Raw genomic sequence first — 24,389 nt, forward strand, 5'->3', positions numbered from 1 at the left:
GAGTGCCGCTGAAAAGCCCTGATACCGCCCGATTTCCAGGCATCGCACTCAACACTCACAGCGCGCCTCGACCCACCCCATTACCCACCCGAACAATGTCAGCCATCACGGCCAAGGCAATCTCCGCCGGGGTCTTGCTACCTAGCCGCAAGCCCACCGGCGCGCTGATCCGCTCGATCGCCTCATCATCCAGGCCGCCGATGCGGCGCACGCGTTCCAGGCGTTTCTCGCTGGTGCGCTGCGAGCCCATGGCGCCGATGTAGAACGCCGGCGTTCTCACCGCCTCAAGTAGAGTCAGGTCGTCCAGGCGGGGATCGTGGGTCAGCGCGACGACGGCGGTACTGGCGTGGCAGCCGCCATTGGCGATGAAGGTCGCCGGGAGCTGCTCGATAACTTTGACCCCTTCGAGGCCAAAGCCAGCAAGCAACTCGGTGCGAGGGTCACAGACGATCACTTCATAACCCAGAGACACGGCAAAGCTTGCGCAGAACTCTGCGACGGGCGAGAGTCCCGCTATCAATAGCCGCCGGGCTGCGCCGATGCGAATCGCGATTTGCCGCTCGGACAGTTCGACCGTCGAACCCTGTGCAGAGCAGACGTCGAGTGTCCGGTCAAGGGTGTCCAGAGAAACTGTGCGGATGATCCGCTGCTGGCCCTGGAGCGCCTGCAACATGAGGGAAAAATGCTCGAGTGCCTCGCAGCCGGGGACGAACTGCTCAACCAGGACGTCCAGCACGCCACCGCAGGGTAGCTTCAAAGACGGCGCCATGCCCCCTTCCCCATAGCGAACGACCTGGTTGTCAGGCCCGAATTCGTCACGGCTAAGGCGTTCTAGGAAATCATCTTCCACGCACCCGCCCGACAGCGATCCGCAGAAACGCCCATCTGCCAAGGCAACGAGCATCGCACCCGGCCCGCGCGGCGCGGAGCCATACGTCGACAGAACGGTAGACAGGCACACGGATCGTCCCTGCTCAAGCCATTGCTGTGCTTGCTGGACGACTTGGAGGTCGAGACTGTTCATGGGAGTTACGGTCCGCTGTGTTGGCAACATCCCCTGGCGAATGGGGCGTAATTACCCGGTTTAGTATGAGGGACAGTCGCCTCGCAGAATTGCCTGATCTACGCGGGTTCTTGCCTATTCCTTGGGACCTTGGGTCGGAGCTGACACCTCGTTGGGTCGGGCTTTACTATTGCGGTCTACGCTCGGAATAGGCAAAAAAGACGTCTGTTCAGGCAATTTGCCCCTCGATTGCCCTGCAATACTGGCGTCGATGAAACCCAGTCGTGCAACGTGGGCCTGATCCGTTTAGATGCTCTTGAACCAGCTGCGTTAATCAGGGCGTTCTGGCGCTTTCTTCAGCCTCTTTCCAGACCAAGCATGGAGGAAGAGCTTGTGGCTCACCGTGAACACCCCACCGATTCTATCGAGCTGCAAAGCAGCTCCTCCGGCAATGCCGAGCCGCTCGTGGCCAACGATACCCGCAGGCTGGCCCAGGCCCTTAGCCGGTGGGCACGCAACGACGGCGATCACGAAACGCCCGTACCTGGCCTCACGCTGCACCGCCGCCATAAACTCACCATGCCCCTGCACTGTATCTACGGTCTGGGCCTGGGCCTGACCGTGCAAGGGCGCAAACAGGTGATCGTGGGCGAAGATCTGATGACCTATGGGCCGGGGCAATCGATGGTCACCAGCATCGATATGCCGGTGATCTCCAATGTCATCCAGGCCAGCGTTGCACAGCCTTTTCTGGGCATGATGCTGACCTTCGAGAATGCGCTGGTCGTCGAAATCGCCGAGCGGCTGCAGTTGTCGCAGATGCTCAAGGACGAAGCCTTCAAACCCTTGTCCGTGAATGAACTGGACAGCGGGGTGCTGGAGGCGCTCGAACGTCTGATTGCCTTGTTTGATCACCCCGAACTGCTCAAATCGCTGGCGCCGTTGATCAAGGAAGAAATCATCATCAGGCTGATGAACGGCGCTCACGGGCCTCATATGCTTCATGTGGTCAGCGCAGGGTCGCCCAGCCAGAACATCGCCAAAGCCGTCGCCTGGCTCAAACTTCATTACAGCGAGGCGCTGCGCATGGATGATCTTGCGGCCATTGCCCATATGAGCCCTTCTACTTTCCGCCAGCACTTTCGTACCGTCACGGGAATGAGCCCCTTGCAGTATCAGAAACAACTGCGCCTACAGGCCGCACGCCAGTTGATGTACAGCGAAAACATCGATGCCAGTAGCGCAGGCGGTCTGGTGGGCTATGAAAGTTCTTCCCAATTCAGTCGCGAATACAGCCGCCTGTTCGGCCATCCACCGCAGCGCGATATCAAGCGCATGCGGGTTCAATGAACCCTTGAAATCCACTCCGATCATGCCGGCGCGGACTTCCAGGGCTCCTGCGACTTTACAGCTCGCGCAACGCTTGTTCGCTGGAGTCGATATAGCGCTTGCGCTGCAGTGCACCGAAACGCCCATATGGGTAATCATCAGGCGTTGGCGCGCTGACTTCGGTCAGGCGCTGCAGCGCTGACTCATCGAGCACCACATCCACTGCGCCGAGGTTGTCCTGCAACTGCTCGATGGTGCGGGCGCCGATGATGGGAGCGGTGACCGAAGGTTGCGATGTCAGCCAACTGAGTGCCACCTGACTGGGCGTAGCGCCGAGTTGTTGAGCAATGTCTTTGATCACGTCGAGAGTCGCCCAGTTCCGATCGCTCATATGGAGTTGCCTGGCGATGTGTTGATTCATGGGGTTGTCGGAAGTCAGCCGGCCGCCGCGCCCGGATTCACTATCGCGGATGTATTTGCCGGTCAGGAATCCCGCAGCCAGTGGCGACCAGGGTAGCAAACCGACGTTGTTATGAAGGGCGGCCGGGATGACTTCGTATTCGAGTTCGCGATAAGCGAGGCTGTACTGCTGCTGCATCGTTACAGGCAAAGGCACGCCCATGGCTTTGGCGGTAGAGATGAAAAGTTGCAGTTGCCAGCCAGTGAAGTTGGAGACGCCCACGTACTGAATTTTGCCTGCACGCAATGCCGCATCCAGGAAGGACAGCGTTTCCTCGACGGGGGTCAGTGGATCCCAACCATGCAGTTGGTACAGATCGATGCTTTGTGCGCTGAGCCGGATAAGTGAGGTGTCGAGTGAACGCTGCAGGTGGCGGCGTGACAGCCCTACATCGTTAACGTCCGGCCCGGTGCCGAAGCGAACCTTGGTAGCAATGACGGTGCGGTCGACAATGTCGCCGGACCGGCTCTTTCGCCACCGACCGATCAGCTCTTCGGAGGCACCCTGGCCATAGACGTCGGCTGTATCAAGGGTGTTGCCACCGGCATCGAGATACGCATCGAGTATGGCAAACGCCTCTTTCTCATTCGTTTCAGTACCCAACCCCATGGTGCCCAGAATGAGGCTCGATACGGACAATCCGGAATGACCCAACTTTCGATAGTTCATGTGATCCTGCTCCTTTGAGGCCGCCGCCTTCGTGATTCCTGAAGACGCGGGACTTGGTTTGGAGGGTGACCTGCAGTGCAGACCCCATTGCCAGTGTCCCCTTGCAGCAACGCTCTGGGTTGTCGGATCGAAGCTGATGATTGCCCATACTGACGACGTTTGCCGAGACGCCATGAGGAACGCGCCACACCAGCCCTGCAGGACCAATAAAAAATCGTTTTAGGCAATCATGACCCTGAATAGGGCAAGCCCGATTTCGTGATTCCTTCTAACGTGGGCTACCCCTTTATCGGAGCCCCTGTCATGGCCTCACTTTTCGATCCGCTCGCCGTAAAAGGCGTCACCCTGCGTAACCGTATCGTCGCCTCACCCATGTGCCAGTACCAGGCACGGGATGGACTGCTCAACGAATGGCACCAGGCCCACTACGCCATGCTGGCACGTGGCGGTGCGGGGCTGGTGATCGTCGAAGCCACCGCCGTAGCCCCCGAAGGTCGAATCACGCCGGGCGATGCGGGCTTGTGGAGTAACGAACACGTACCCGGTTTCGCAGCCGTCGCCAAGTCGATCAAGGCGGCGGGCAGCGTTCCCGGCATTCAGATCGGGCATGCAGGCCGCAAGGCAGGCTGCACACCACCCTGGGAAGGAGGCGCGCCGCTGGAACGCTCCGATCCGCAGGCATGGACACCGGTAGCCCCCAGCGCCCTGCCCTATGTGCCTGGCTCGGATTACGTACCGGCGGAACTGACTCAGGAACAGATCCTGGTGACTCAGCAAGACTTCGTCGACGCGGCCGTGCGTGCACGACAAGCAGGTTTCGAATGGCTTGAATTGCACTTCGCACACGGCTTTCTCGGGCAAACGTTCCTGTCACCGCAATCGAACGTCCGTGAGGATCAGTACGGCGGTCCGTTGGAAAACCGTGCCCGGTTTCTGCTCGAAACCCTGAAAGCGGTGCGGGAGGTGTGGCCGGAACATCTGCCGTTGACCATGCGCCTGGGCGTGACCGAATTCGGCGAAAACACACATCAGTCGTTTTCCGAATCCCTGCAGCTTCTGAAGTGGGCAAAGGAAGCGGGGTTGGACCTGGTCGACGTAGGGCTGGCCCTCACCAGCGCCAATGATCCGGTACCTTGGGGCCCTAACTTCATGGTCCCGTACGCTGAACGCGTGCGGCTGGAGACAGGCCTGCTGGTTGCGACGAGCTGGATGATCACTGACCCGAAAGAAGCTGACGCTTTCGTCCGTGAGCACAAGCTGGACCTGGTGTTCTTCGCTCGTACGCTACTGGCCAACCCACATTGGCCCTTCCATGCTGCTCGGGAGCTGGGGATAGAGAAACCCGAAGCGGTGCTGCCCACGCCCTATGCGTTCTGGCTGCAGAACTGGTCGGCCTGAGTGCGTTTCGAAAGCCCTGATACCGTTGGTATCGGGGCTTTTTTTTTCGTGACTTCAATGACTCAGGCGTTTGCTGCGACCATCATCTCACGTGTCATGTCTGTGACCGTGATGCGCCCCGCCATGGAGAATACGAAAGGCTCGCTCATCCAAGCCTCAATCCGAAATTGCCTATCTATTTAGCTCGGGAGGTGAGATGTTGTTGAAATGTGCGTCCCACCCTGCGTCGTATCCTGCCGCACAGGCATTTCTGATTTCATGCTTTTGAAATCGTGACGGGGCAAGGATGCATGACTATCTCAATAGTGATTCTTTGTGGAGCTCGAGAAAACACTCGATTTCTTCAACAGTTTTGCGATGCCGGCGAAGACTGGCAGATAAGCTTTTTCGACAATACCGCGTCGGTAGTCAGCTACCTGAAAGAGCATTCGGTCGAACTCATTATCGTCAGCATGACCCGCGGACGATTCAGAGATCTCGTAGGATTCGCTGCGTTTTATGAATTGGTGTCGGCCACACCCATCTTGATGAGTGGAACGGGAGCCCAGCGCATAGCCGCCGAGGCTTTCGTCGCTATGGGTGCGCAGGGTTTCAGTTCCACTGAGCCGAAAGAACAGGGTATCGGCGTCCAGCTGATTCGCGATCTGATCTCGCGCTTTCGCATGCTCAGGCAAATGGAGCTGCGCGCGGTGCGAGCCGAGGTCACGCTCAATGCCATCAGCGATGGCGTGATCGGCGCCGATGCCAACGGCAACGTCGATTTCATGAATCCGGCTGCGGAAGTGCTGACTGGCTGGTCCAGCGCCGAGGCCAAAGGACAATCCATCACCAAAGTGATGTCCATTGATATCAACGACCCGCTTGGAGATGAGCTACATCCTGTGCAATTGGCTATGCAGCAGCGTTCGGCAGCGGGTCTGAGTGCGGGGGCGGTACTGATAAAACGTAATGGCAACCGGGTGGATATCGAAGATTCAGCTGCTCCAATCATTGATGATCGGGGTGATCTGACTGGCGCCGTGGTGGTGTTTCATGACGTCTCCGAGGCGCGCGCCATGAAAGTGAAAATGACCTACTTGGCCGAGCACGACTACCTGACTCGGTTGCCCAATCGAGTGTTGTTCCAGGATCGTCTGGAACAGGCCGTCCGCACCGCACGGCGCGATAATCAGCGCTTGGCCGTGATGTTTATCGACCTCGACAATTTCAAGTACATCAACGATTCGCTCGGCCATACGGTAGGCGACCAACTTCTGTTCGCTGTGGCGACCGCCATGACCCGCAGCGTTCGGGCTTCGGATACCGTAAGTCGTCAGGGCGGCGATGAGTTTGTGGTGTTACTGCCAGCTTTGCAGGTGGACGATAACGTCGAAGTCATTGCCAAGAAGATTTTGGAAGCCATCAATGCGGGGCATCAGATAAACCAAAGTACGCTTCATATATCCGCCAGTATCGGTATCAGCTTTTTCCCCACCGATGCTTCCAACGTTGAAGACCTGATCAAGCATGCCGACACCGCGCTTTACGATGCCAAAGTGAAAGGTCGCAATCGCTATCAGTTTTTCCGACCCACCATGAATGCCAATGTTGTGGAGCGTCAGGCCATCGAAGCTGACTTGCGCAATGCCCTGCGGCTTGACCAGTTCATGCTTTATTACCAACCCAAAGTGGATCTGAGTACAGGCCAAATAACTGGGGTGGAGGCCTTGTTGCGCTGGTCACATCCGCGCGAGGGCCTAATCGCCCCTTCACGCTTCATCGCTATTGCCGAAGACAGCAGGTTGATCATTCCCATCGGTAACTGGGTGGTACAGACGGCGTGTCGGCAAATTCGGCGATGGGAGCAGCAGGGGCTGAAAAATGTCTGCATTGCCGTCAACGTGTCGACGATCGAGTTGGCGCACGCCGGTTATGTGAATGACATCCAGTCGATTCTCCAGGAAACGGGGATCGCCCAAGGTACGCTGCAACTTGAGTTGACCGAAAGCGTGCTGATGTCTGACCTGCCCTTCAATCGCCGAATATTGGCGAGTCTCAAGAGCGCTGGCCTGAGTCTGGCGCTGGACGACTTTGGCACCGGTTACTCCAGCCTGGCGTATCTCACTCAACTGCCGTTCGACGTCTTGAAGATTGATCAATCCTTCATTCGACATGTTGATTCGCGCTCAGATAACGCTGCAGTGGTCGCCGCGATTCTCGCCATGGGCACGAGCCTGCAGCACTGTGTAGTAGCGGAGGGTATCGAGGATGTCCTGGAACTCGGTTTCTTGCAGCGCAATGGCTGTCATGAAGGGCAAGGCTATCTGTTCAGCCGGCCACTGAACGAGCTCCAGATGACCACGTTACTCATCGCCGGCAGCATAGACATGCCGTCGGCTCTCGACAGCCATTGATAATGCGTATCTGATTTTCCTGCTCTGGCGTGCCCTCGCAATCCGACTGAACTTTGCTTTCTTCGCCCCCCTCAATTGGCAAACCCTCACGAGTCATATCCATGCTTCCACACAGCAGACAAGGCCACGGGGCGCCCACCTTCGTGCTGATGCATTACCTGGGCGGGTCCCACCGTACCTGGTTTCCTACCCTTCCCTATCTCGACGGCCAACATGAGTGCATAGCGATCAACACGCCGGGATTCGGCGATGCGGCGCAGGTCGAGGGGTATAGCGTCGAAGCAATGGTCGAGCACGTGGATCTATGCATCCGGGAACTGGGCCTGACGAACTGCGTGTTGGTGGGTCATTCGATGACAGGCAAGGTCGCCGTGGTGCTGGCGTCACGCCGGCCCGACTACCTGAGCGGGCTTGTACTGGTCGCGCCCTCGCCCCCCGGCCCACAGCCGATGAGCGATGCCGACCGAGACCAGCAACGCGCTTATGCCAAGACGCGTCCCGAGGCTGAAGCCTTCGTCGATGAATCCAGCACGTTGCGCCTACCTGACGACGTTCGCGAAGTCGCCATCGCCGATGCCCAACGGCTGAACCTCGATGCCTGGTGCGCTTGGGTCGATCACGGCAGTCGTGAAGACTGGACTGCCCGATTGGGGACGATCGATTACCCGGTGCTACTGGTCTGTGGCGAGCTCGATGAGCAGGTGCCGGGGCCCGAAGAGCAGCGCCTCACCACGCTGGCGGCCTTTACGCGCAGTACGTTGGAAGTCATTCCGAACGCGGGTCATCTGATGCCGATGCAGACGCCTCAAGCACTGGCGAAGTTGATGCTGACGTTCGCGAAGGAACAGTGCAGTAAATGACCATCTTCTAGCTACACCCGGTTTGAAACATGCATTTGAACGCCGCCATGTCGGCATAATCGTTGAGCGAGGTGAATATGGATCTGGGAATCAAAGGCCGCGTTGCACTCATTACCGGTGCCAGCGGCGGCGTTGGCTTGGCGACTGCCAGACAGCTGCATGAAGAAGGCGTGCAACTGGTGCTCAGTGACATGGATCAGCAGAAGCTGGAAGAGGCTTACACCTGGTTGAAAGCCGACAGCGTGTTCGTGGCCGCCGACATGACTCAGCAGGACCAGGTCGCGCGCGTCGTCGAGGCTGGTCGAGACAAGTTCGGCAAGATCGACATCGTCGTTCACACTGCGGGCGTCACGGGTGCCAAGGGTGATCCGCTGGAGCTCTCGGACGAGGACTACCTGGAAGCCTGGAACACGGACTTCTTCTCTGCCGTGCGCGTCGCTCGGGCAACCATCCCTGATATGCGCACCCGCAACTGGGGCCGCTTCGTCTGCATCACGTCCGAAAACGCCGTGCAGCCGTACTGGGAAGAAGCGGTCTACAACACTGCCAAGGCCTCGCTGGGTGCATTCATCAAGAACCTGTCCTACAAAGAAGCCGCTCACGGCGTACTGTGCAATACCGTGGCTCCAGCGTTCATCGAGACACCCATGACCGACGGGATGATGAAGAAGCGCGCCGAAGAACTGGGCGTGTCCTTCGAAGAAGCCATTGAAAGCTTCCTCGAAGAAGAGCGTCCTGGCATCGTCCAGAAACGCCGTGGCAAGCCAGAAGAAGTGGCCGCCGCCATCGCGTTGCTGGTGTCTGAACGCGCGTCCTTCATCAACGGCAGCAACCTTCGTGTCGACGGCGGTTCGGTGCAGGCGCTGCAGAACTGACCGAGGTTGGATCGCTGGTTTTAGTTCAGGACCGGATTCAGTAGCCCGCCAAGCGGGCTATGAATTCAAGTAGACGAAATCTGCGCCGCCCAGGTGTCATGCCAGTCGATATTCAACTGTCAGGTGACTGATCTCATGCACAGACTTCAGTGCGGTCCGAACGTCATCTGCAGAGCGTCCAGAATCGCCGTGCACGCTGACAATCGCCGCTCGCGCCTGCGGACCGACCCGCCAGACGTGCAGGTCGGTGATTTCAATACCTTCGCCCTGTAGCAGTTCGCGAATTTCCTGCGCTACATGCTCGTCTGTTCTGTCCAGCAGGACAGCCGCGGTGTCTTTCATCAGTGAATACGCCCAACGGGCGATGACCACGGCACCTACCAGACCGATCAATGGGTCAAGCCACACCCAACCCAGGAACTTGCCGGCCAGCAATGCAGCGATGGCCAGCACCGACGTGACTGCATCAGCCATGACGTGCACGTAAGCCGAGCGCAGGTTGTTGTCCGTACCATGGGCCGGTTCGTGGTGATGATGATGATCATCGTGACCATGACCATGACCATGACCATGGCTGTTACCGCCGGCCGATAGCAGTAGCGCACTGATGATATTGACGATCAAGCCGACAACCGCAATAAGCGTCGCGGTGCCAAACTGAACCGACGTCGGTTGGAACAGGCGCATGACTGACTCGACGCCGATACCCGCCGAAACCAGACCCAGGACGAGCGCTGAGGCGAACCCACCCAGATCCCCTACCTTGCCCGTGCCGAAACTGAAGGCATCGTTGGCCGCGTGTTTGCGCGCAAATCCGTAGGCTGCCGCAGATATTCCCAAAGCAGCTGCATGGGTGGCCATATGGAAGCCGTCGGCAAGCAATGCCATCGAACCGGTGACGTAGCCAGCTGCGATTTCGCCGATCATCATGACCACGGTGAGTGCCACAACCCACAGCGTACGCCGAGCGTTGTGATCATGGTCGACGCCGAGGAAGTCATGACTGTGGCTGTGCTGGAGCGAGGCGTTGGTCATGGCGATGTCATTTCCCATAGCGGCGAACGGCTTCGAGCAGTTCCTCGGTGCCTTTGGCTCGTTCTTCATCGCTCAAGCCAGGCTTGGCAACGTGCTCCCAGGCATGGTCCTCGAGGATCTCGTCAAGCAAGCCGTTCATAGCACCACGGGTGGCTGCCACCAAATGAAGGGTCTTGGCACACTCGGCGTCGTCCTCGAGTGCCCGTTCGATGGCCTGGACCTGGCCAGCGATACGTTTGACCCGTTTGAGCAACTGTTCTTTCGCCGCTTTGGTGTGCGCCATACCATACCCCCCTACCCTATAGTGGGAGGCATCATGCTCCGTATCTGAGGCAGTCGCAAGTCACCGGCAAGGTCATTTCTAGCAATGTTCTGGATCACGCCCGGCGAACCTTCCTGAAGGGTCAGCGCAAACCCGCCCCGGTCATCTCCTCAATCAGCAAGACCATCGAGGCCGTGTATTCAACGTTGGCCCGGGTGACGATCTCATAAGGCTCGCTAGTTGATTCGATGGTCAGCGCCAGCTTGACCAACATGCCGTGGTCCAGCGCTGTTTGGGCGACGTCGTTTGGCATCACGGCCACCAGGTTGGGGTCTTTGAGCAACAAAGATAACGTCGTGAACGTCGAAGAGGTTTCGATCGCGTAGAGCGGGAAACTCAGGCCTACCTGACGAAACTCTCGCTCCAGTGTCAAGCGCATGGGCATGTTCACCGGGAAGACGACCCAGCGGCTGTCCATCAGGTCGGCCAATTGCAGATCCTGCGCATGCGCCAGGCGATGGGCGGGGCTGGTGACTACTACCAGAGATTCCTGGGCGCGGAAGCGCGTCGTATAGGCACCAGGGCGTGGGCTCACGCTGGTTCGGCAGATCGCGACGTCCAACCTCCCCTGATCCAGCAAGCTCAATAGTCGCGAACTGGTGTCCTCGACGATGCTGATCGACAGCTCCGGTTGTTTTTCACGCAATCGTCCCAGGCTATCTACCAGCGCCGGCACAGCCCCCATGATCGTGCCGATGGCCAGGCGGCCGCCTTGCCCTTTTAGGATCCCGACCATTTCTTCGCGAAGATGCTCCAGATCGGTGTGGATCAAACGCGCATAGCGAATGACGCAGCGCCCCAGATCGTTGGCCTCCAGACCTTTGCTGGTGCGTTCGAAGAGGCTAGAGCCGAAGACGGCCTCGATTTCCTGCAATGCCTTGGTGGCGCCCGGTTGCGACAACGCCATGATTTCGGAAGCTTTGCGCACAGAGCCATGCTCGTCGAGAGCAATCAACAGTCTCAGTTGTTTGAGCCGCAGGCGAGAGACGATCAATGAAACGGACGGGAGCATGGGTATACCTAAAAGTTATCGCTAGGGTCGTAACTCTCATTAGGCAACAAGGTCATGGAAATTTAAAGTGGGCCCAACGATAACAACAAATCAAGGACTCACCATGCGCTTGATCCAGTTTGAAGATGCCTCCGGCGAACGCCGCGTGGGCGCGGTCGAAGGTGACTCGATCCAAGTCATCAAAGGTACTGCCAGTACTCGCACCCTGGCTCTGGCCGCGATCGCCAACGGCCGCAGCCTGCAGCAGGAAATACAGAGCGTGGGCACCGCGCTGGGTGCAGAAAGTTATACCCAGCTGCTGGAGGCCTGCCGTGTGCTGCCGCCACTGGACCATGAAGACCCGGCTCACTGCCTGATCAGTGGCACTGGCCTCACGCATTTGGGTAGCGCTTCGACTCGCGACAAGATGCACCAGAACAAGCTTGACGATCAGGCCGCACTGACTGACACGGCACGGATGTTCCAATGGGGTATCGACGGTGGCCGCCCGGCAGCCGGTACCGTCGGCGCTCAGCCTGAATGGTTCTACAAGGGCGACGGCTCGATCGTGGTACGTCCAGGCCAGGCCTTCCAGTCACCTCCCTTCGCCGAGGATGCGGGCGAGGAACCTGAGCTGACCGGCCTCTACGTGATCGGTGAAGACGGCAAGCCATACCGGTTGGGTTTCGCATTGGGCAACGAGTTCTCGGACCACGTCATGGAGCGTCGCAACTACCTGTATCTGGCGCATTCGAAGTTGCGTAACTGCGCCTATGGGCCCGAGCTGCGTGTAGGTGAATTACCCCGCGACTTGGTCGGTACCAGCCGGATCTGGCGCGATGGCAAGGTGTTATGGGAAAAAGAATTCCTCAGTGGCGAGGACAACATGTGCCACAGCCTGACGAACCTCGAGTATCACCATTTCAAGTACAACCAGTTCCTGCGTCCGGGGGATGTGCATGTGCACTTCTTCGGCACGGCTACCCTGTCCGTAGCGGACAATGTGAAAACCCAGCCGGGCGATCGCTTCGAAGTCAGCATGAACGAGTTCGGCAAATCGCTGGTTAATACCATCGACGTTGCCGCCTCGGCGTTCAGCGTTGGCGACGTGAAATCACTGTGACGGGTAGAAGTCCCTGAGGGGGCCACCTGCAAATAACGCATTTCATAATAAACATAAGAGTGAGATGAATATGACCACTGGCAATGTACAGGTCGCTACGGCTGCTGCATCGACGAATGCGGCGAGTGCACGTCCAACCACGGTGCGCTGGCGGATATTCCTGCTGCTACTACTCCTCTCGGCGATCAACTACATCGACCGCGCCTCGCTGTCGGTGGCGCTGCCGCTGATCTCCGCTGATTTCAACATGACGCCGGCGCTTGAAGGATTGATGCTCAGTGCGTTTTTCTGGTCGTATGCATTGATGCAGATTCCTGGCGGTATGCTGCTCGACCGCTTTCAGACCCGCAACATCGTCGGCATCGCAACCGTTGGCTGGGGGCTTTTCCAGGCCCTTGCAGGCGCCGCACACAATTGGGTCACCTTGCTGATCACGCGTATCGGGCTGGGCGTCGCCGAGTCGCCGATCATGCCCGCCGGAGCCAAGCTCAACGGTGCCTGGCTTACGCCCAACGAGCGTGGGCGCGGCGCAACCTTGGTCGATGGCGGCGCACCACTGGGTACTGCGTTCGGCGCCATTCTGATCGCAGGATTGATCACCTGGCTCGACTCGTGGCGCATCGCGTTCGTCATTGCCGGCGTTGGCACCATGGTCGCCGGGATATGGGCCTGGTGGTACATCAGAAACCATCCAAGTGAACACCCCAAGGTAAACGCCGCAGAGCTGGCTTACATTACCGAGGCCAATGAAGCGGCCCGAAAAGCTACGGGTGGGCGCAAAGCGGTCCTCAAGGAACTGCTCAAAAGCCGTTCGGTGCTGGCCATGTTTGCCGGGTATGCCTGCTACAACAGCGTGTTCTACGGGCTGCTCACCTGGATGCCGAGCTACTTGCACAAAGCTCACAACCTGGACATCAAGGCCATGGGCGGTGCGACCTTTCTGATCTTCATGTGCGGTTTCATCGGCGAATTGTTCGGCGGCTGGATCTCCGACAAATGGAAAGCGGCCGGCGGCCAACCTAATACCGTCATGCGCAGCATGTTCGCAGGTTCTGCAGCGATTGCCGCCATCTGCATTCTCGCCGTGGCTTACAGCAGCGACGCGCTGACCGTGATTTCGCTGCTGTGCGTGGCCCTGTTCTTCATTCGCTGGTGCGGCATGTACTGGTGCCTGCCAGCCATCCTCGGCGGCCAGTCCAAAGCCGGCGTGCTTGGCGGAAGCATGAACTTCTGCGGGAACATGGTCGGCGTGATCGTACCCATTTTGATCGGCTTGATCGTGCAATACACCGGCTCGTACTTCCTGGCACTGATTTTCTTCGTGGTCATGGCGTCGGGATTGATGCTTTTCTCCAGTCTTATCGATTATCGCGAGCGTGGATTGGCGTGAGCTGCCCTGCAGGCTCCATTCCCATTGCGCCCATTGCAAAAGCGAGGCAACCGTGATGCAACTCATAACTACAACAGGCAGCGAAACTGCTGCCAATGCCGTGATAAGACTCAACACGCTGGACGATGTGTTGATTGCGCGGCAACCGCTGGTCAAAGATCTGGTGCTCAACGAAGGTATCGAGGTGTTGGAGCCTGTGCCTTCTGGACACAAAGTGGCGGCTCGGCCTATAGCCGTGGGTCAGCCAGTGCGCCGTTACGGGCAGATTATCGGTTTCGCGAGTCAGCCAATCGCCGCCGGACAACACGTGCACGTCCACAACGTGGTCATGGGCGATTTCTCTCGGGATTATGCCTTCGGTGTCGACGCCAAAGGCAGACCCTCGCCTACAGAAGCAACGTTCATGGGAATCGTACGCGCCGATGGCCGCGTGGCGACACGCAACTACATCGGCATCCTGACATCCGTCAACTGCTCGGCGACCGTGGCACGGGCTATTGCCGACTATTTCCGCCGCGACATCCACCCGGAAGCATTGATCGAGTACCCCAATGTCGACGGCGTCGTCGCACTGACCCACGGTGTGGGCTGCGCGGTGGACCCCGGTGGCGAGGCCTTGGCCATGTTGCGCAGGACGCTGGGCGGGTATGCCGTTCACCCCAACTTCGCCTCGGTGCTGATGATAGGCCTGGGTTGCGAGACCAACCAGATTCCGGATCTGCTGGCGGCCCAGGGCCTGACCAGCAGCGATTCGCTGCGTACATTCACCATTCAGGGCACAGGCGGCACGTCCAAAACCATTGCCAGCGGCATCGCCCAGGTCAAGTCGCTGTTGGCCGAAGCCAACCAGGTCAACCGCGAGCCAGTCAGCGCCAAGCACTTGGTCGTCGGCCTGCAGTGCGGTGGATCGGATGGATACTCCGGTATCACGGCCAACCCCGCATTGGGCAATGCAGTCGATCGTCTGGTGGCCGCAGGAGGCACCGCCATTCTGTCGGAGACACCAGAGGTGTATGGCGCCGAGCACCTGCTGACCCGCCGTGCCGTAAGTCGAAGCGTCGGGGAAAAGCTCATCGCACGGATTCAGTGGTGGGAAGCCTATTGCAAGCGTATGGATGCTGAGCTGAACAACAATCCTTCAGCAGGCAACAAGGCCGGTGGTTTGACCACGATTCTGGAAAAGTCCCTGGGAGCGGTGGCCAAGGCAGGCTCCACCGACCTGGTGGATGTCTACGAATACGCGGAAACGGTCAAGGCACACGGCTTGGTGTTCATGGACACGCCCGGCTATGACCCTATCTCGGCCACCGGCCAGGTCGCAGGCGGGGCCAACCTGATTGCCTTTACCACCGGGCGCGGTTCGGCGTATGGCTGTGCCCCCTCGCCCTCAATCAAGCTGGCCACCAACAGTCGTCTTTGGGAAACCCAGGAAGAAGACATGGACGTCAACTGCGGCGGGATTGCCGACGGTTCCATGACCATCGAAGAACGTGGCGAGTACATCTTCCGGATGATGCTGCGGATCGCCTCGGGTGACAAAAGCAAAAGCGAACAGCATGGCTACGGCCAGAACGAGTTTGTGCCATGGCAGATCGGTGCGATCACTTGAGACTTCGAGTGCGCTTCGACAATCCGGCCACCACCGCTCGGCAGGGCACGGTGCCGCGTTCCGAAGCGGTTTTCGACACGTCCCCAATCATCAAATCAGGAGCCCTGACATGACCCGGATTATCGGTCTGAACTACATCGGCGGACAGCGACTGGGCGCCGGCAGCGTGCAACTGCAAAGTTTCGATGCGACCACGGATGAGGCGCTGCCAGGCCATTTCACACAGGCCACGCAAGGGGAAGTCGACGCGGCTGCCAAAGCCGCCGCCGATGCCTACCTGCGCTATCGTAATCTGCCCGCCTTCCGGCGCGCTGACTTCCTGAATGCAATCGCCGACGAACTGGACGCCTTGGGTGAGGATTTCATCGCCACCGTGTGCCGGGAGACGGCGTTACCCACCGGGCGCATACAAGGTGAGCGTGGCCGCACCAGCGGGCAAATGCGGCTGTTCGCCAACGTGCTGCGACGAGGGGACTTTTATGGGGCGCGCATAGACCGCGCCCTCCCGGATCGAAAACCATTGCCCCGTCCAGATCTGCGCCAGTTCCGAATCGCTGTGGGGCCGGTTGCCGTGTTCGGCGCGAGCAACTTTCCGTTGGCCTTCTCCACGGCCGGTGGGGACACCGCTTCTGCGCTGGCGGCGGGCTGCCCGGTGGTGGTCAAGGCCCACAGCGGCCACATGGCCACCGCCGAATGGGTCGCGGACGCGATCATGCGTGCCGCGCAGCGCACCGATATGCCTGCCGGAGTGTTCAATATGATCTATGGCGGAGGCGTTGGTGAATGGCTGGTCAAGCACCCGTCCATCAAAGCTGTGGGGTTTACCGGCTCTCTCAAAGGTGGCAATGCCTTGTGCAAGATGGCTGCGGAGCGTTCCCAGCCGATTCCGGTCTTTGCGGAAATGTCGAGCATTAACCCGGTGATCATTCTTCCCGAGGCGCTAAATGCCCGTGGCGAGACCATCGCCAGCGAACTTGCGGGTTCGGTCACCTTGGGGTGCGGGCAATTTTGCACGAATCCGGGGTTGATCATCGGTGTGCAATCAGCCGGTTTCACCGCCTTCCTTGAGCGCTTCACGGCGCAAATGAAGAGGCAAGCGGCTCAGACCATGCTCAATGTCGGTGCTTTGGCAAGCTACGGCAAGGGACTGCAACACTTGCTGGCCCACTCAGGCGTAAAACAGCTGGCGGGCAGTCCGCAACAAGGTAGACAGGCCCAGCCACACTTGTTCAAAGCGGACGTCAGCCTGCTGCTGGAGCGTGATGAACTGCTTCAAGAAGAAGTATTCGGGCCCGCCACGATCGTCATCGAAGCCGCCGATGATGCGCAACTAGGTGCTGCGCTCGATGGTCTACGTGGGCAATTGACCGCCACCGTTATCGGTGAGGCCGATGAACTGTTGAGATATCGATGGCTGACTGAGCTTTTGCAGGAGAAAGTTGGCCGGATTCTATTGAATGGCTACCCCACCGGGGTTGAAGTGACTGACACCATGGTGCATGGCGGACCCTACCCAGCGACGTCGGACGCGCGCGGGACGTCGGTGGGGACATTGGCCATTGATCGGTTCCTGCGCCCGATCTGCTTTCAGAATTACCCGGACGCCCTGCTGCCACCGGCGCTGCAAAACGCCAACCCTTTGGGCATTCAACGGTTGATCGATGGGAAACATACCGATGTAGCACTTTGACGGTCAGGTCGAGCCGGCAATAAGAACCGCCTGTCCAAGGCGGTTCTTGTCAGGGCTGCCACGCCTCAAGGCGCGATGAAACGGTCCTCGTCCACCACAATATCCTGATAGGCATCCTCTGCCTCGGCATGCTGTGCAGCCCATACCCGATAAGTGCCTTTGCCTATCTTGAAGCAACCTCCATCAGGTCCTTCCTCGTACCTGGCGAACACCCGAGGCTCCAGTTCCAGCTCGGCAATACTGTGCTGCCCGGCATCCAGGTCGACTTTGGCGAAGCCTGCCAGCCTGCGAACGAAACCCTTTTCGCCCAGCTTGGCCACGTAGCACTGGACGACCAACTTGCCCGCCCGCTTGCCGCTGTTCATAACCTGCACAGACGCCTTGATGTGCTCCCCGTATGCCACGTTCAGGCCGGAAATCTCATACTGGGTATAGGACAAACCAAAGCCGAATGGGAACAATGGCTTGAGCCCCTCGCGCGCGAACCAGCGATAGCCGACGTCCGAACCTTCAATGTCGTAATCGATCGGGATGATACCGCCCTTGCGCGGCATACCGGGGTTGGAAGTGGTGGTTTCGGGGTCTATCTGCTCGGGTCTGGGCAATTGGGCTTCGCTGGCTGGGAAGGTCAGCAGCAGACGGCCGGAGGGATTGACCCTGCCAAACAGCACCCCGGCGATGGCTGCGGCAGCGCCTGAACCTGGGTACCACGCCGCCAGAATTGCACCCACCTCATCTTTCCAGGGCATGAGCACCGGGCCGCCGGATTGAATGACCACGACGGTAGCTCTGTTTGCCGCTGCGACCGCGCCAATCAGCGCGTCCTGGTTACCCGGCAGACCGAGGCCTACGGCATCCAGGCCTTCGGAACGCCACTCCTGAGCGAATACGATCACCACGTCGCTGCGGCCGGCCTCGACCACCGCTCGGTTGATGTCGCTACCGTCGAGAAAAGTCACCTCCTCGGCCGAACTTTCCTCGGCAATAGCGGCGACCAAAGGAGCAGGTTGATAGACCTTGTCCACACCAACACCCATGATCGTAGTGCCTTCCTTCTTCAGGCTGCCCAGCGGCGTGACGGCCGAAGATCCGCCACCACAGAGCACACCGTGGTCAGCGTGCTCACCGATGACCAGTATCCGTTTGCGCTTCAGCGGGATCGGCAACCACCCGGCATCGTTCTTCAGTAGCACGATGCCTTCTTCAGCCTGACGTTGCGCCATCAGCTTGTGAGCGCTGAAATCGATCGGCTGAGGCTTCGACTCAGCCCCGGCCTGGTCGAGGATACCCACTGCCAGTAGGCTGGTGAGGATCCGGGTGACCATGTCGTCGATACGCGATTGCGGCACCCGGCCGTCTGTGACTGCGTCGCGCAGAGCCTGGCCGAAATACTCCTGGTCGTCCAGGTTGGCGCCCGACTGCACATCGAGTCCGGCCAGCGCGGCCTTGACCGTGGAATGGGTCGCGCCCCAGTCAGACATCACCCAGCCTGGGTAATGCCACTGCCCCTTGAGTACGTGGTTCAGGAGAAACTCGTTCTCCGACGCGTAGTCGCCGTTGATCAGGTTATATCCCGGCATCACCGCGCCAGGGCTACCCAACTCGATGGCGATCTGGAACGCAAGGAGGTCCGATTCGCGCATGGCAGGCTCCGACAGATTGGAGCTGACCATCACTCGCCCAGTCTCCTGCCCGTTGGCGATGAAATGCTTCACCGTGGACACCACGCCCTGCGCCTGGATGCCGGCGACCGAATGGCCTCCCATTACACCGGAGAGCAGTGGATCCTCGGAAACATATTCGAAGTTTCGGCCGCAGCGTGGCTCACGGATCAGATTGATGCCGCCCGCCAATTGCACGTTGAATCCTTTCGCGCGCGCTTCGCGACCGACCAGAGCGCCGCTTTCATAGGCCAACCGGGTGTTGAAAGACGCACCCAAGGCCAATGAACTGGGCAAGCCGGTGGCGTGATCGCCCGGACGCACGTTACCGACGTTGCTTATGCCAAGGCTCGCGTCAGCCTGCTGTAAGGCCGGAATGCCCAGGCGCGGGATGGCTGGGTAATAAGCGGCGGAGCCAATGGCACCTGCAGGCTTCTGCGTGTCCCCGACGGGAATGGCCATCGGGCCGGACAGCCAGGAAAACTTCTCGTCTTCGCTCATCTCGGCGACCAGAAGCTGAGCCTGCGCACGCAGGGTTTGAGCATCGACAAAGATGGCAGGGTGCAAACTGTTCTGCGGTGTACTTTTCATAAGGCGAATTCCAACTGGCCTTCCAGGCTTGCAGGGTGAATGTGGTGAGCCGTTTGAAGGTGGCTCGATGGCCCGATTGAATGCCTAGGCGTGCCCCGCATCACTCGCAGGATCTTCACCAACGCACCGGGCATTTTAGATTGCCGGCAATGACGGACTTAAAAAGTGACCGTAGTGAAGAAGAACCGTTTCAGCTAATTTCCAGCGATTTGTCTGCGATTCAGTCGGTGCAAGGCTTTGAGTGCTCAGCACTGCATTATTTCCGGGACGCACGTGTCAGTGCTGCTGTGCCTGAAGCGTAATCAATACCAATCGTCTACGTTCTGCAGTGGTACAGACACGGATGCAAGGGCGGTCGTGTTGCGCACTCGAAGCACCGCGATTGATGACAATAAAGTCACTGGTATTGTGCGGTTTGACCGGCTTAATCAGCCGCACTGAACGACGTAGCATGAATCCGTCCAACCGACGTCTGCCGACCTGCATCGGCAGCCTGCCACTGCAAACGAGAGTGCCCCATGAATACGGAAAAACGCCTCAACATCATCCACGAGTCGAAATCATACTGGCGTGTGGTGTTCAGTAATCCGCCGCTGAACCTGTTCGACCCCTCGACGTTCGCCGAGCTGAATGTATTGATGGACGACATCGAGCAAGACGAAGACCTGAAAGTGGTCGTGTTCGAAAGCGGCGACGAGGATTTTTTCATGAATCATCATGACGTCGAAAACCGCACCACGGTTCCAGACCAGCCTGGTGCCATGCCCTTCTTCGGGAACTGGCCGCGATTCGTCACACGTCTGGCTCAATCTTCCGTCATCAGCATCGCCAAGGTGCGCGGACGTGCTCGCGCTCAGGGCTTTGAATTTGCACTTGCCTGCGATATGCGTTTCGCTTCCAGGGAACGTGCCCGGTTTGCGCTGATCGAGGTGGGTGGATCATCGATTCCCGGTGGCGGCGGCGTGGAGTGGCTGAGTGCGCTGGTAGGCCGCTCGCGTACGCTGGAGATCGTCTGCAGCTCCGAGGATTTCGATGCTGACATTGGCGAGCGTTACGGTTTCGTCAATCGGGCGCTGCCAGATGCCGAACTGAATGCTTTTGTCGATGCGCTTGCGACCCGGATGAGTCGCTTCGAGAAACGAGCACTTGAAACCGGAAAGAAAATGGTCAACGGTCGGGCGGGGGTTCCGTCGGAAGGCGACTTGTGGACGTCCAATCATATTCTTCAGGGTGTGGATCTGTGGCCTGAGGCGCAAGATGCCTTCAAGCACATGCTGGATGCCGGACTGGGCAAGGTCGGTGATTTTGAGCTCAATTTTGCCGAGCGCCTTGGCGACTTGCCTCCGCGGTGAACGCCTTTCCAGTACGTATGAAGGCGGGCCGGTCTGGTGGCCGGCCCGCAGCGAGGTTTCGAGCATGAGCGCTTATATGATCTATGTCCGTGACAGCATCACGGATCCGGCCGAATTCGCGAAGTATGAGGAACTGGCCCCCGCGGCTTCGGCAGGCCATCCAGTTACCCCTCTGGCATTTTACGGTCGAGTGGAAACACTGGAGGGCCCGTCTGTCGATGGCGCGGTTGTCGTTGAATTTCCATCGATAACCGAAGCGAAAGCGGCCTATGAAAGCCCCCTGTACCAGAAGGCACTTGAGCACCGCTTGCGCGGTGCCAAGTACCGAGTATTCATCGTCGAGGGCATTGCGCCCTGATCGATGCTTTTGTAACACCCAACCAGACTGCGGAACCGCTCGTGCGGCCGGTTCCGCAGCGACTCAGCCCTGAGCGGCTACCGAAACTTCTCGCCAAGTCTCCCAAGTGGCCATGCGCTTTTGTTGGGTGGCCGACAACTCATCTATAGCCGTACCGCCCAACGCAATACGCAACGGTGGTTCCTGGCTGTCCACCACCTTCAAGATGGCGTCGGCGGTAGCTTGAGGGTTGCCCATGGCGTAATTACTGAACGCTTCAGCCAGTCCTTCACGTACAGGCTGATAGACCGCTAGCGGCTCGGAGTATCTGGCAGACGAGGAATCGTTGAAATCGGTTGCGTAGCCCGCAGGTTCGATGAGTGTCGTTTTGATACCGAAGCCAGCCGTTTCCTGTGCCAGCGCCTCAAGCAACCCTTCGACGGCGAATTTGGAAGCGCTGTAGATGCCGAAACTGGGAATCGAGAACACCCCCAAGACACTGGAAACTGCTAGAAAATGGCCGCACCGTTGATCACGAAACAAAGCGGTGGCGGCCTGTGCGAGCCAACGCGTTCCGAAGAAATTGGTCTCCAGTTGTGATCTGGCTTCAGCCTCGCTGACCTCCTCTACCGCACCCTGATGACCGTAACCTGCGTTGCTCAACACTACATCGACTCGCCCGAACTGTTCCTTGGCCTGCGCTATAGCGTCGAATACCGCTGTGCGATCAGTGACGTCCAGTCTTATTGGCATTACAGCGTCGCCAAACCGCTCGACGAGGCTTGCCAAGCTATCGATATTTCTCGCAGTGGCAGCCACCTTATCGCCGCGCACAAGTGCCGCCATCGCCCATATTAGGCCAAAGCCGCGGGAGGCGCCGGTGATGAACCATACTTTTGCGGATGGGTTTGCCTTCATGGGTCTGATGTCCTCTAAGCGTGGTAACTGAAAGTTGTTGAAAGTCACTTACCTGCGGGCAAGTCTTGTATCGATCAGTAACGCCTGCATGTTAGCGAGTTGACTCCAGGCCTATAAGATCGCTAAGGTGAACAACACTAGTGACAGCCAAGTCATCAATAGGAAAGCAGCGCGTGGAAACCTTGGGTGGTATCGGGATTTTCGTAGAGACAGCTCAAACTCAGAGCTTCATCGCCACTGGCCGGCAGTTGGGTATCTCTGCTTCGGCTGTCAGCAAGAGTATTTCCAGGTTGGAAGAGCGCGTTGGCGTTCGGCTTTTCCAGCGCAGTACTCGCACGGTCAGGTTGACCACCGAAGGCGAAGTATTTCTGGAGCGCTGCAAGCGTATCCTCAGCGAGATCCAAGCCGCTGAAGATGACCTTTCGGCCATGACTCAGTTTCCTCGCGGGCGTTTGCGGGTGGGCCTGGCACTGGCCGCAGGCCTGCCATTGCCGTGTCTGGCCGCATTCATGGAGCGATACCCGGAAATCGAGCTCGATCTGGACTTCACCGATCGCCTGGTAGACGTCATCGACGAGGGTTTCGATGTCGTCATCAGGGGCAGCGACCTCAGCGATTCACGCCTCATGTCTCGGCCTCTTGGCCCCTATCGGCCTTGCTTGGTGGCCGCTCCCGGTTACCTGGAGAAGCAGGGTCGTCCTAGCAAACCATCAGACCTGATGGAACACGCTTGTCTGCATTACCGCTGGCGCAACTCCGGCAAACTGTACCAATGGCCGTTCAAGAAAAAAACGTCTCAGCACAATGGCGTCGCGCTGCCGATCGCCATGGTCTGCAGCGATGTAGAAGCGCTGCTCTACTTGACCATCGCTGGTCGTGGTATCGCCTGCCTTCCTGACTTCGCCGTGAAGGATGCGCTAGCCGAAGGGAGTCTCGAGTTGCTGCTTGATACGCATCTGACCGGTGGCGGCACCTTTCACGTTGTCTGGCCCAGCAGCAGGCAGATGGCACCCAAGGTGCGCGTTTTCGTCGACTTCATGGTCGAGCATTTCGCCACTGGCCTTGTGCAGAAGAAAGCCTGATGTGCGCGGACGAACGCTCGACTGCCACTCGATGCTGAACACAGCTGAGCGCCGGACTGCTATCCGCTTTCGCTGACGCGGATGACCAGCTTGCCCACATGCTGCCCTTTGGCCAGATCGGCAAGTGCGGTCCGGGCTTGCGAGAACGCATAGACACGCTGGATTTCAGGACGCAGACGATGCAGCCCGATAGACCGGTTCATGTCCTCGAACATTTCCCGCGAGCCCACCATGATTCCGCGAACGATCGCACCTGCCATGAGGATGGCGCCCGGATCCACCGGTTCACCTTCGGCCAACAGACCCATCAGCGCGATGACCCCACCGGGGCGTACCGACCCGATGGACTGGGCGATGGTCCCCGACCCTCCAATCTCGATGACCCGATCAACCCCACGGCCCTCTGTGATACGGAGGACTTCCTTGTGCCAATCCGGCGTCGTACGGTAGTTGATCAGATCGTGCGCGCCCAGCACCTTGGCGCGCTTCAGCTTGGCGTCGCTTGACGAGGTCACGATAACTCTGGCCCCTGCCGCTGCCGCCAGTTGTGTGGCGAAAATCGACACCCCGCCCGTACCCAAAGCCAGCACGGTATCACCTGCTTTGAGGGTACCCAGGCCGTTGAGGGCATTCCAGGCGGTAACCCCTGCGCAGGGTAACGTCGCGGCCTCTTCCCACGTCAGGTGTGCCGGCACCCGTACCAGACCGCTTTGATCGAGGACCACTTGTTGCGCAAGCATGCCGTCGACCGCGCCGCCCAGCGTGGTTATCCAGGCATCGTCGGGCTGCCGCCCGCCCTGCCAGCTTTGCGAAAAGATGCCGGCGACGCGATCGCCGACTTTCCAGCCGCGAACGCCCGGCCCCACGCCAATGATCTCGCCTGCACCGTCGGACACCGGGATCATGTCGCATGTCGGCGCTGGAAACGGATAGTGACCGTTGGCGATCACCACGTCGCGGTAGTTCAAGGAAACCGCGTGCACTCGGATCAGGATCTGCCCGTGACCGGGTACAGGTTCCGGAACGTCGACCAGACGCCAGCTTTCAAGCCCGTCGAGAGCGCCTAGATGATATGCCTTCATGTCATGCCTCAGTGTGTGGATGGGTAGAAAGGCGCTATTTGCAACGTGCCACTTTCATGCCCCTACCCTAGAGCCAACAGTGCCGAGTGTTAATCCATCCTGTCCGAATAACAGTGTTGACTTGCGCGTCATTAATCACCGGTCTTCGGGTCGGCGCCAGCCTGAGCCAGGGCGTACGGAATTGATGAAGGCCTGTCACCTGAGCTGTGACCTGCTGCC

The 24,389-nt window shown here is 58.9% G+C and carries 20 protein-coding genes; 12 read left to right on the plus strand and 8 right to left on the minus strand.

The window, feature by feature from the left end:
- Window positions 1–55 precede the first annotated feature (55 nt).
- Entirely contained in the window at window positions 56–1,024 is a 969-nt protein-coding gene (locus tag AC788_RS05920; RefSeq protein WP_049859671.1) for an XdhC family protein, read from the minus strand.
- A gap of 270 nt (window positions 1,025–1,294) precedes the next feature.
- Between AC788_RS05920 and AC788_RS05925 the strand changes: the two genes are divergently transcribed.
- Window positions 1,295–2,353, plus strand: coding sequence for an AraC family transcriptional regulator (locus tag AC788_RS05925; RefSeq protein ID WP_236690470.1), 1,059 nt, complete (start codon window positions 1,295–1,297; stop codon window positions 2,351–2,353).
- Between the two features lie 55 nt (window positions 2,354–2,408).
- On the opposite strand, the gene AC788_RS05930 is transcribed toward AC788_RS05925, so the two are convergent.
- Complete coding sequence (locus AC788_RS05930) at window positions 2,409–3,461, minus strand: aldo/keto reductase (protein ID WP_049859672.1); 1,053 nt, start codon at window positions 3,459–3,461, stop codon at window positions 2,409–2,411.
- Window positions 3,462–3,764: 303 nt separating this feature from the next.
- Here AC788_RS05930 and AC788_RS05935 point away from each other — a divergent pair, with 303 nt between their 5' ends.
- From AC788_RS05935 to AC788_RS05950, 4 genes are all read left to right on the plus strand, one after another.
- The gene (locus AC788_RS05935) at window positions 3,765–4,859 is read left to right on the plus strand and encodes an NADH:flavin oxidoreductase/NADH oxidase (protein WP_049859673.1); all 1,095 of its coding nucleotides are present in this window, start codon (window positions 3,765–3,767) and stop codon (window positions 4,857–4,859) included.
- A 290-nt stretch (window positions 4,860–5,149) separates the two neighbouring features.
- Window positions 5,150–7,252 carry a putative bifunctional diguanylate cyclase/phosphodiesterase gene (locus AC788_RS05940; RefSeq protein WP_082223578.1) on the plus strand — a complete coding sequence of 701 codons (2,103 nt, stop codon included), beginning with the start codon at window positions 5,150–5,152 and terminating at the stop codon, window positions 7,250–7,252.
- A gap of 101 nt (window positions 7,253–7,353) precedes the next feature.
- Window positions 7,354–8,112: an alpha/beta fold hydrolase gene (locus AC788_RS05945; protein ID WP_049859677.1), complete on the plus strand. Its 759-nt coding sequence runs from the start codon at window positions 7,354–7,356 to the stop codon at window positions 8,110–8,112.
- Between the two features lie 77 nt (window positions 8,113–8,189).
- On the plus strand, window positions 8,190–8,987 hold the full coding sequence (locus AC788_RS05950) for an SDR family oxidoreductase (protein WP_049859678.1): 798 nt from the start codon (window positions 8,190–8,192) through the stop codon (window positions 8,985–8,987).
- A 96-nt stretch (window positions 8,988–9,083) separates the two neighbouring features.
- Here AC788_RS05950 and dmeF read toward each other — a convergent pair whose 3' ends face one another.
- From dmeF to AC788_RS05965, 3 genes are all read right to left on the minus strand, one after another.
- Window positions 9,084–10,022, minus strand: a complete 939-nt coding sequence (dmeF, locus tag AC788_RS05955; protein ID WP_049859679.1) for a CDF family Co(II)/Ni(II) efflux transporter DmeF — start codon at window positions 10,020–10,022, stop codon at window positions 9,084–9,086.
- Between the two features lie 7 nt (window positions 10,023–10,029).
- On the minus strand, window positions 10,030–10,305 hold the full coding sequence (locus AC788_RS05960) for a metal/formaldehyde-sensitive transcriptional repressor (RefSeq protein WP_049859680.1): 276 nt from the start codon (window positions 10,303–10,305) through the stop codon (window positions 10,030–10,032).
- A gap of 121 nt (window positions 10,306–10,426) precedes the next feature.
- Window positions 10,427–11,356: a LysR family transcriptional regulator gene (locus AC788_RS05965; RefSeq protein WP_049859681.1), complete on the minus strand. Its 930-nt coding sequence runs from the start codon at window positions 11,354–11,356 to the stop codon at window positions 10,427–10,429.
- Between the two features lie 103 nt (window positions 11,357–11,459).
- Here AC788_RS05965 and araD1 point away from each other — a divergent pair, with 103 nt between their 5' ends.
- From araD1 to AC788_RS05985, 4 genes are all read left to right on the plus strand, one after another.
- Window positions 11,460–12,458 (plus strand): AraD1 family protein, encoded by a 999-nt coding sequence (gene araD1, locus AC788_RS05970; protein ID WP_049859682.1) that lies wholly within the window; start codon window positions 11,460–11,462, stop codon window positions 12,456–12,458.
- Window positions 12,459–12,528: 70 nt separating this feature from the next.
- Complete coding sequence (locus tag AC788_RS05975) at window positions 12,529–13,848, plus strand: MFS transporter (protein WP_152965715.1); 1,320 nt, start codon at window positions 12,529–12,531, stop codon at window positions 13,846–13,848.
- A 55-nt stretch (window positions 13,849–13,903) separates the two neighbouring features.
- Window positions 13,904–15,457 carry a UxaA family hydrolase gene (locus tag AC788_RS05980; RefSeq protein ID WP_049859684.1) on the plus strand — a complete coding sequence of 518 codons (1,554 nt, stop codon included), beginning with the start codon at window positions 13,904–13,906 and terminating at the stop codon, window positions 15,455–15,457.
- A gap of 109 nt (window positions 15,458–15,566) precedes the next feature.
- On the plus strand, window positions 15,567–17,147 hold the full coding sequence (locus tag AC788_RS05985) for an aldehyde dehydrogenase (NADP(+)) (protein ID WP_049859685.1): 1,581 nt from the start codon (window positions 15,567–15,569) through the stop codon (window positions 17,145–17,147).
- A 65-nt stretch (window positions 17,148–17,212) separates the two neighbouring features.
- On the opposite strand, the gene AC788_RS05990 is transcribed toward AC788_RS05985, so the two are convergent.
- Entirely contained in the window at window positions 17,213–19,399 is a 2,187-nt protein-coding gene (locus tag AC788_RS05990) for a beta-glucosidase (RefSeq protein WP_049859686.1), read from the minus strand.
- A gap of 518 nt (window positions 19,400–19,917) precedes the next feature.
- Here AC788_RS05990 and AC788_RS05995 point away from each other — a divergent pair.
- Both AC788_RS05995 and AC788_RS06000 read left to right on the plus strand, forming a co-directional pair.
- Window positions 19,918–20,751, plus strand: coding sequence for an enoyl-CoA hydratase/isomerase family protein (locus AC788_RS05995; protein WP_049859687.1), 834 nt, complete (start codon window positions 19,918–19,920; stop codon window positions 20,749–20,751).
- Between the two features lie 64 nt (window positions 20,752–20,815).
- Complete coding sequence (locus AC788_RS06000) at window positions 20,816–21,109, plus strand: DUF1330 domain-containing protein (RefSeq protein WP_049859688.1); 294 nt, start codon at window positions 20,816–20,818, stop codon at window positions 21,107–21,109.
- 63 nt (window positions 21,110–21,172) lie between these two features.
- Here the strand turns inward: AC788_RS06000 and AC788_RS06005 are convergent, their stop codons facing one another.
- The gene (locus AC788_RS06005; protein ID WP_049859689.1) at window positions 21,173–22,006 is read right to left on the minus strand and encodes an SDR family NAD(P)-dependent oxidoreductase; all 834 of its coding nucleotides are present in this window, start codon (window positions 22,004–22,006) and stop codon (window positions 21,173–21,175) included.
- Between the two features lie 173 nt (window positions 22,007–22,179).
- Between AC788_RS06005 and AC788_RS06010 the strand changes: the two genes are divergently transcribed.
- Window positions 22,180–23,088, plus strand: coding sequence for a LysR family transcriptional regulator (locus AC788_RS06010; RefSeq protein WP_049859690.1), 909 nt, complete (start codon window positions 22,180–22,182; stop codon window positions 23,086–23,088).
- A 59-nt stretch (window positions 23,089–23,147) separates the two neighbouring features.
- Here the strand turns inward: AC788_RS06010 and AC788_RS06015 are convergent, their stop codons facing one another.
- The gene (locus AC788_RS06015; protein ID WP_049859691.1) at window positions 23,148–24,170 is read right to left on the minus strand and encodes a zinc-dependent alcohol dehydrogenase family protein; all 1,023 of its coding nucleotides are present in this window, start codon (window positions 24,168–24,170) and stop codon (window positions 23,148–23,150) included.
- Between the last annotated feature and the right edge of the window lie 219 nt (window positions 24,171–24,389).

It is taken from the genome of Pseudomonas sp. RIT-PI-a (genome assembly GCF_001187875.1).
In the GTDB taxonomy this organism is placed as follows: Bacteria; Pseudomonadota; Gammaproteobacteria; order Pseudomonadales; family Pseudomonadaceae; genus Aquipseudomonas; species Aquipseudomonas coleopterorum.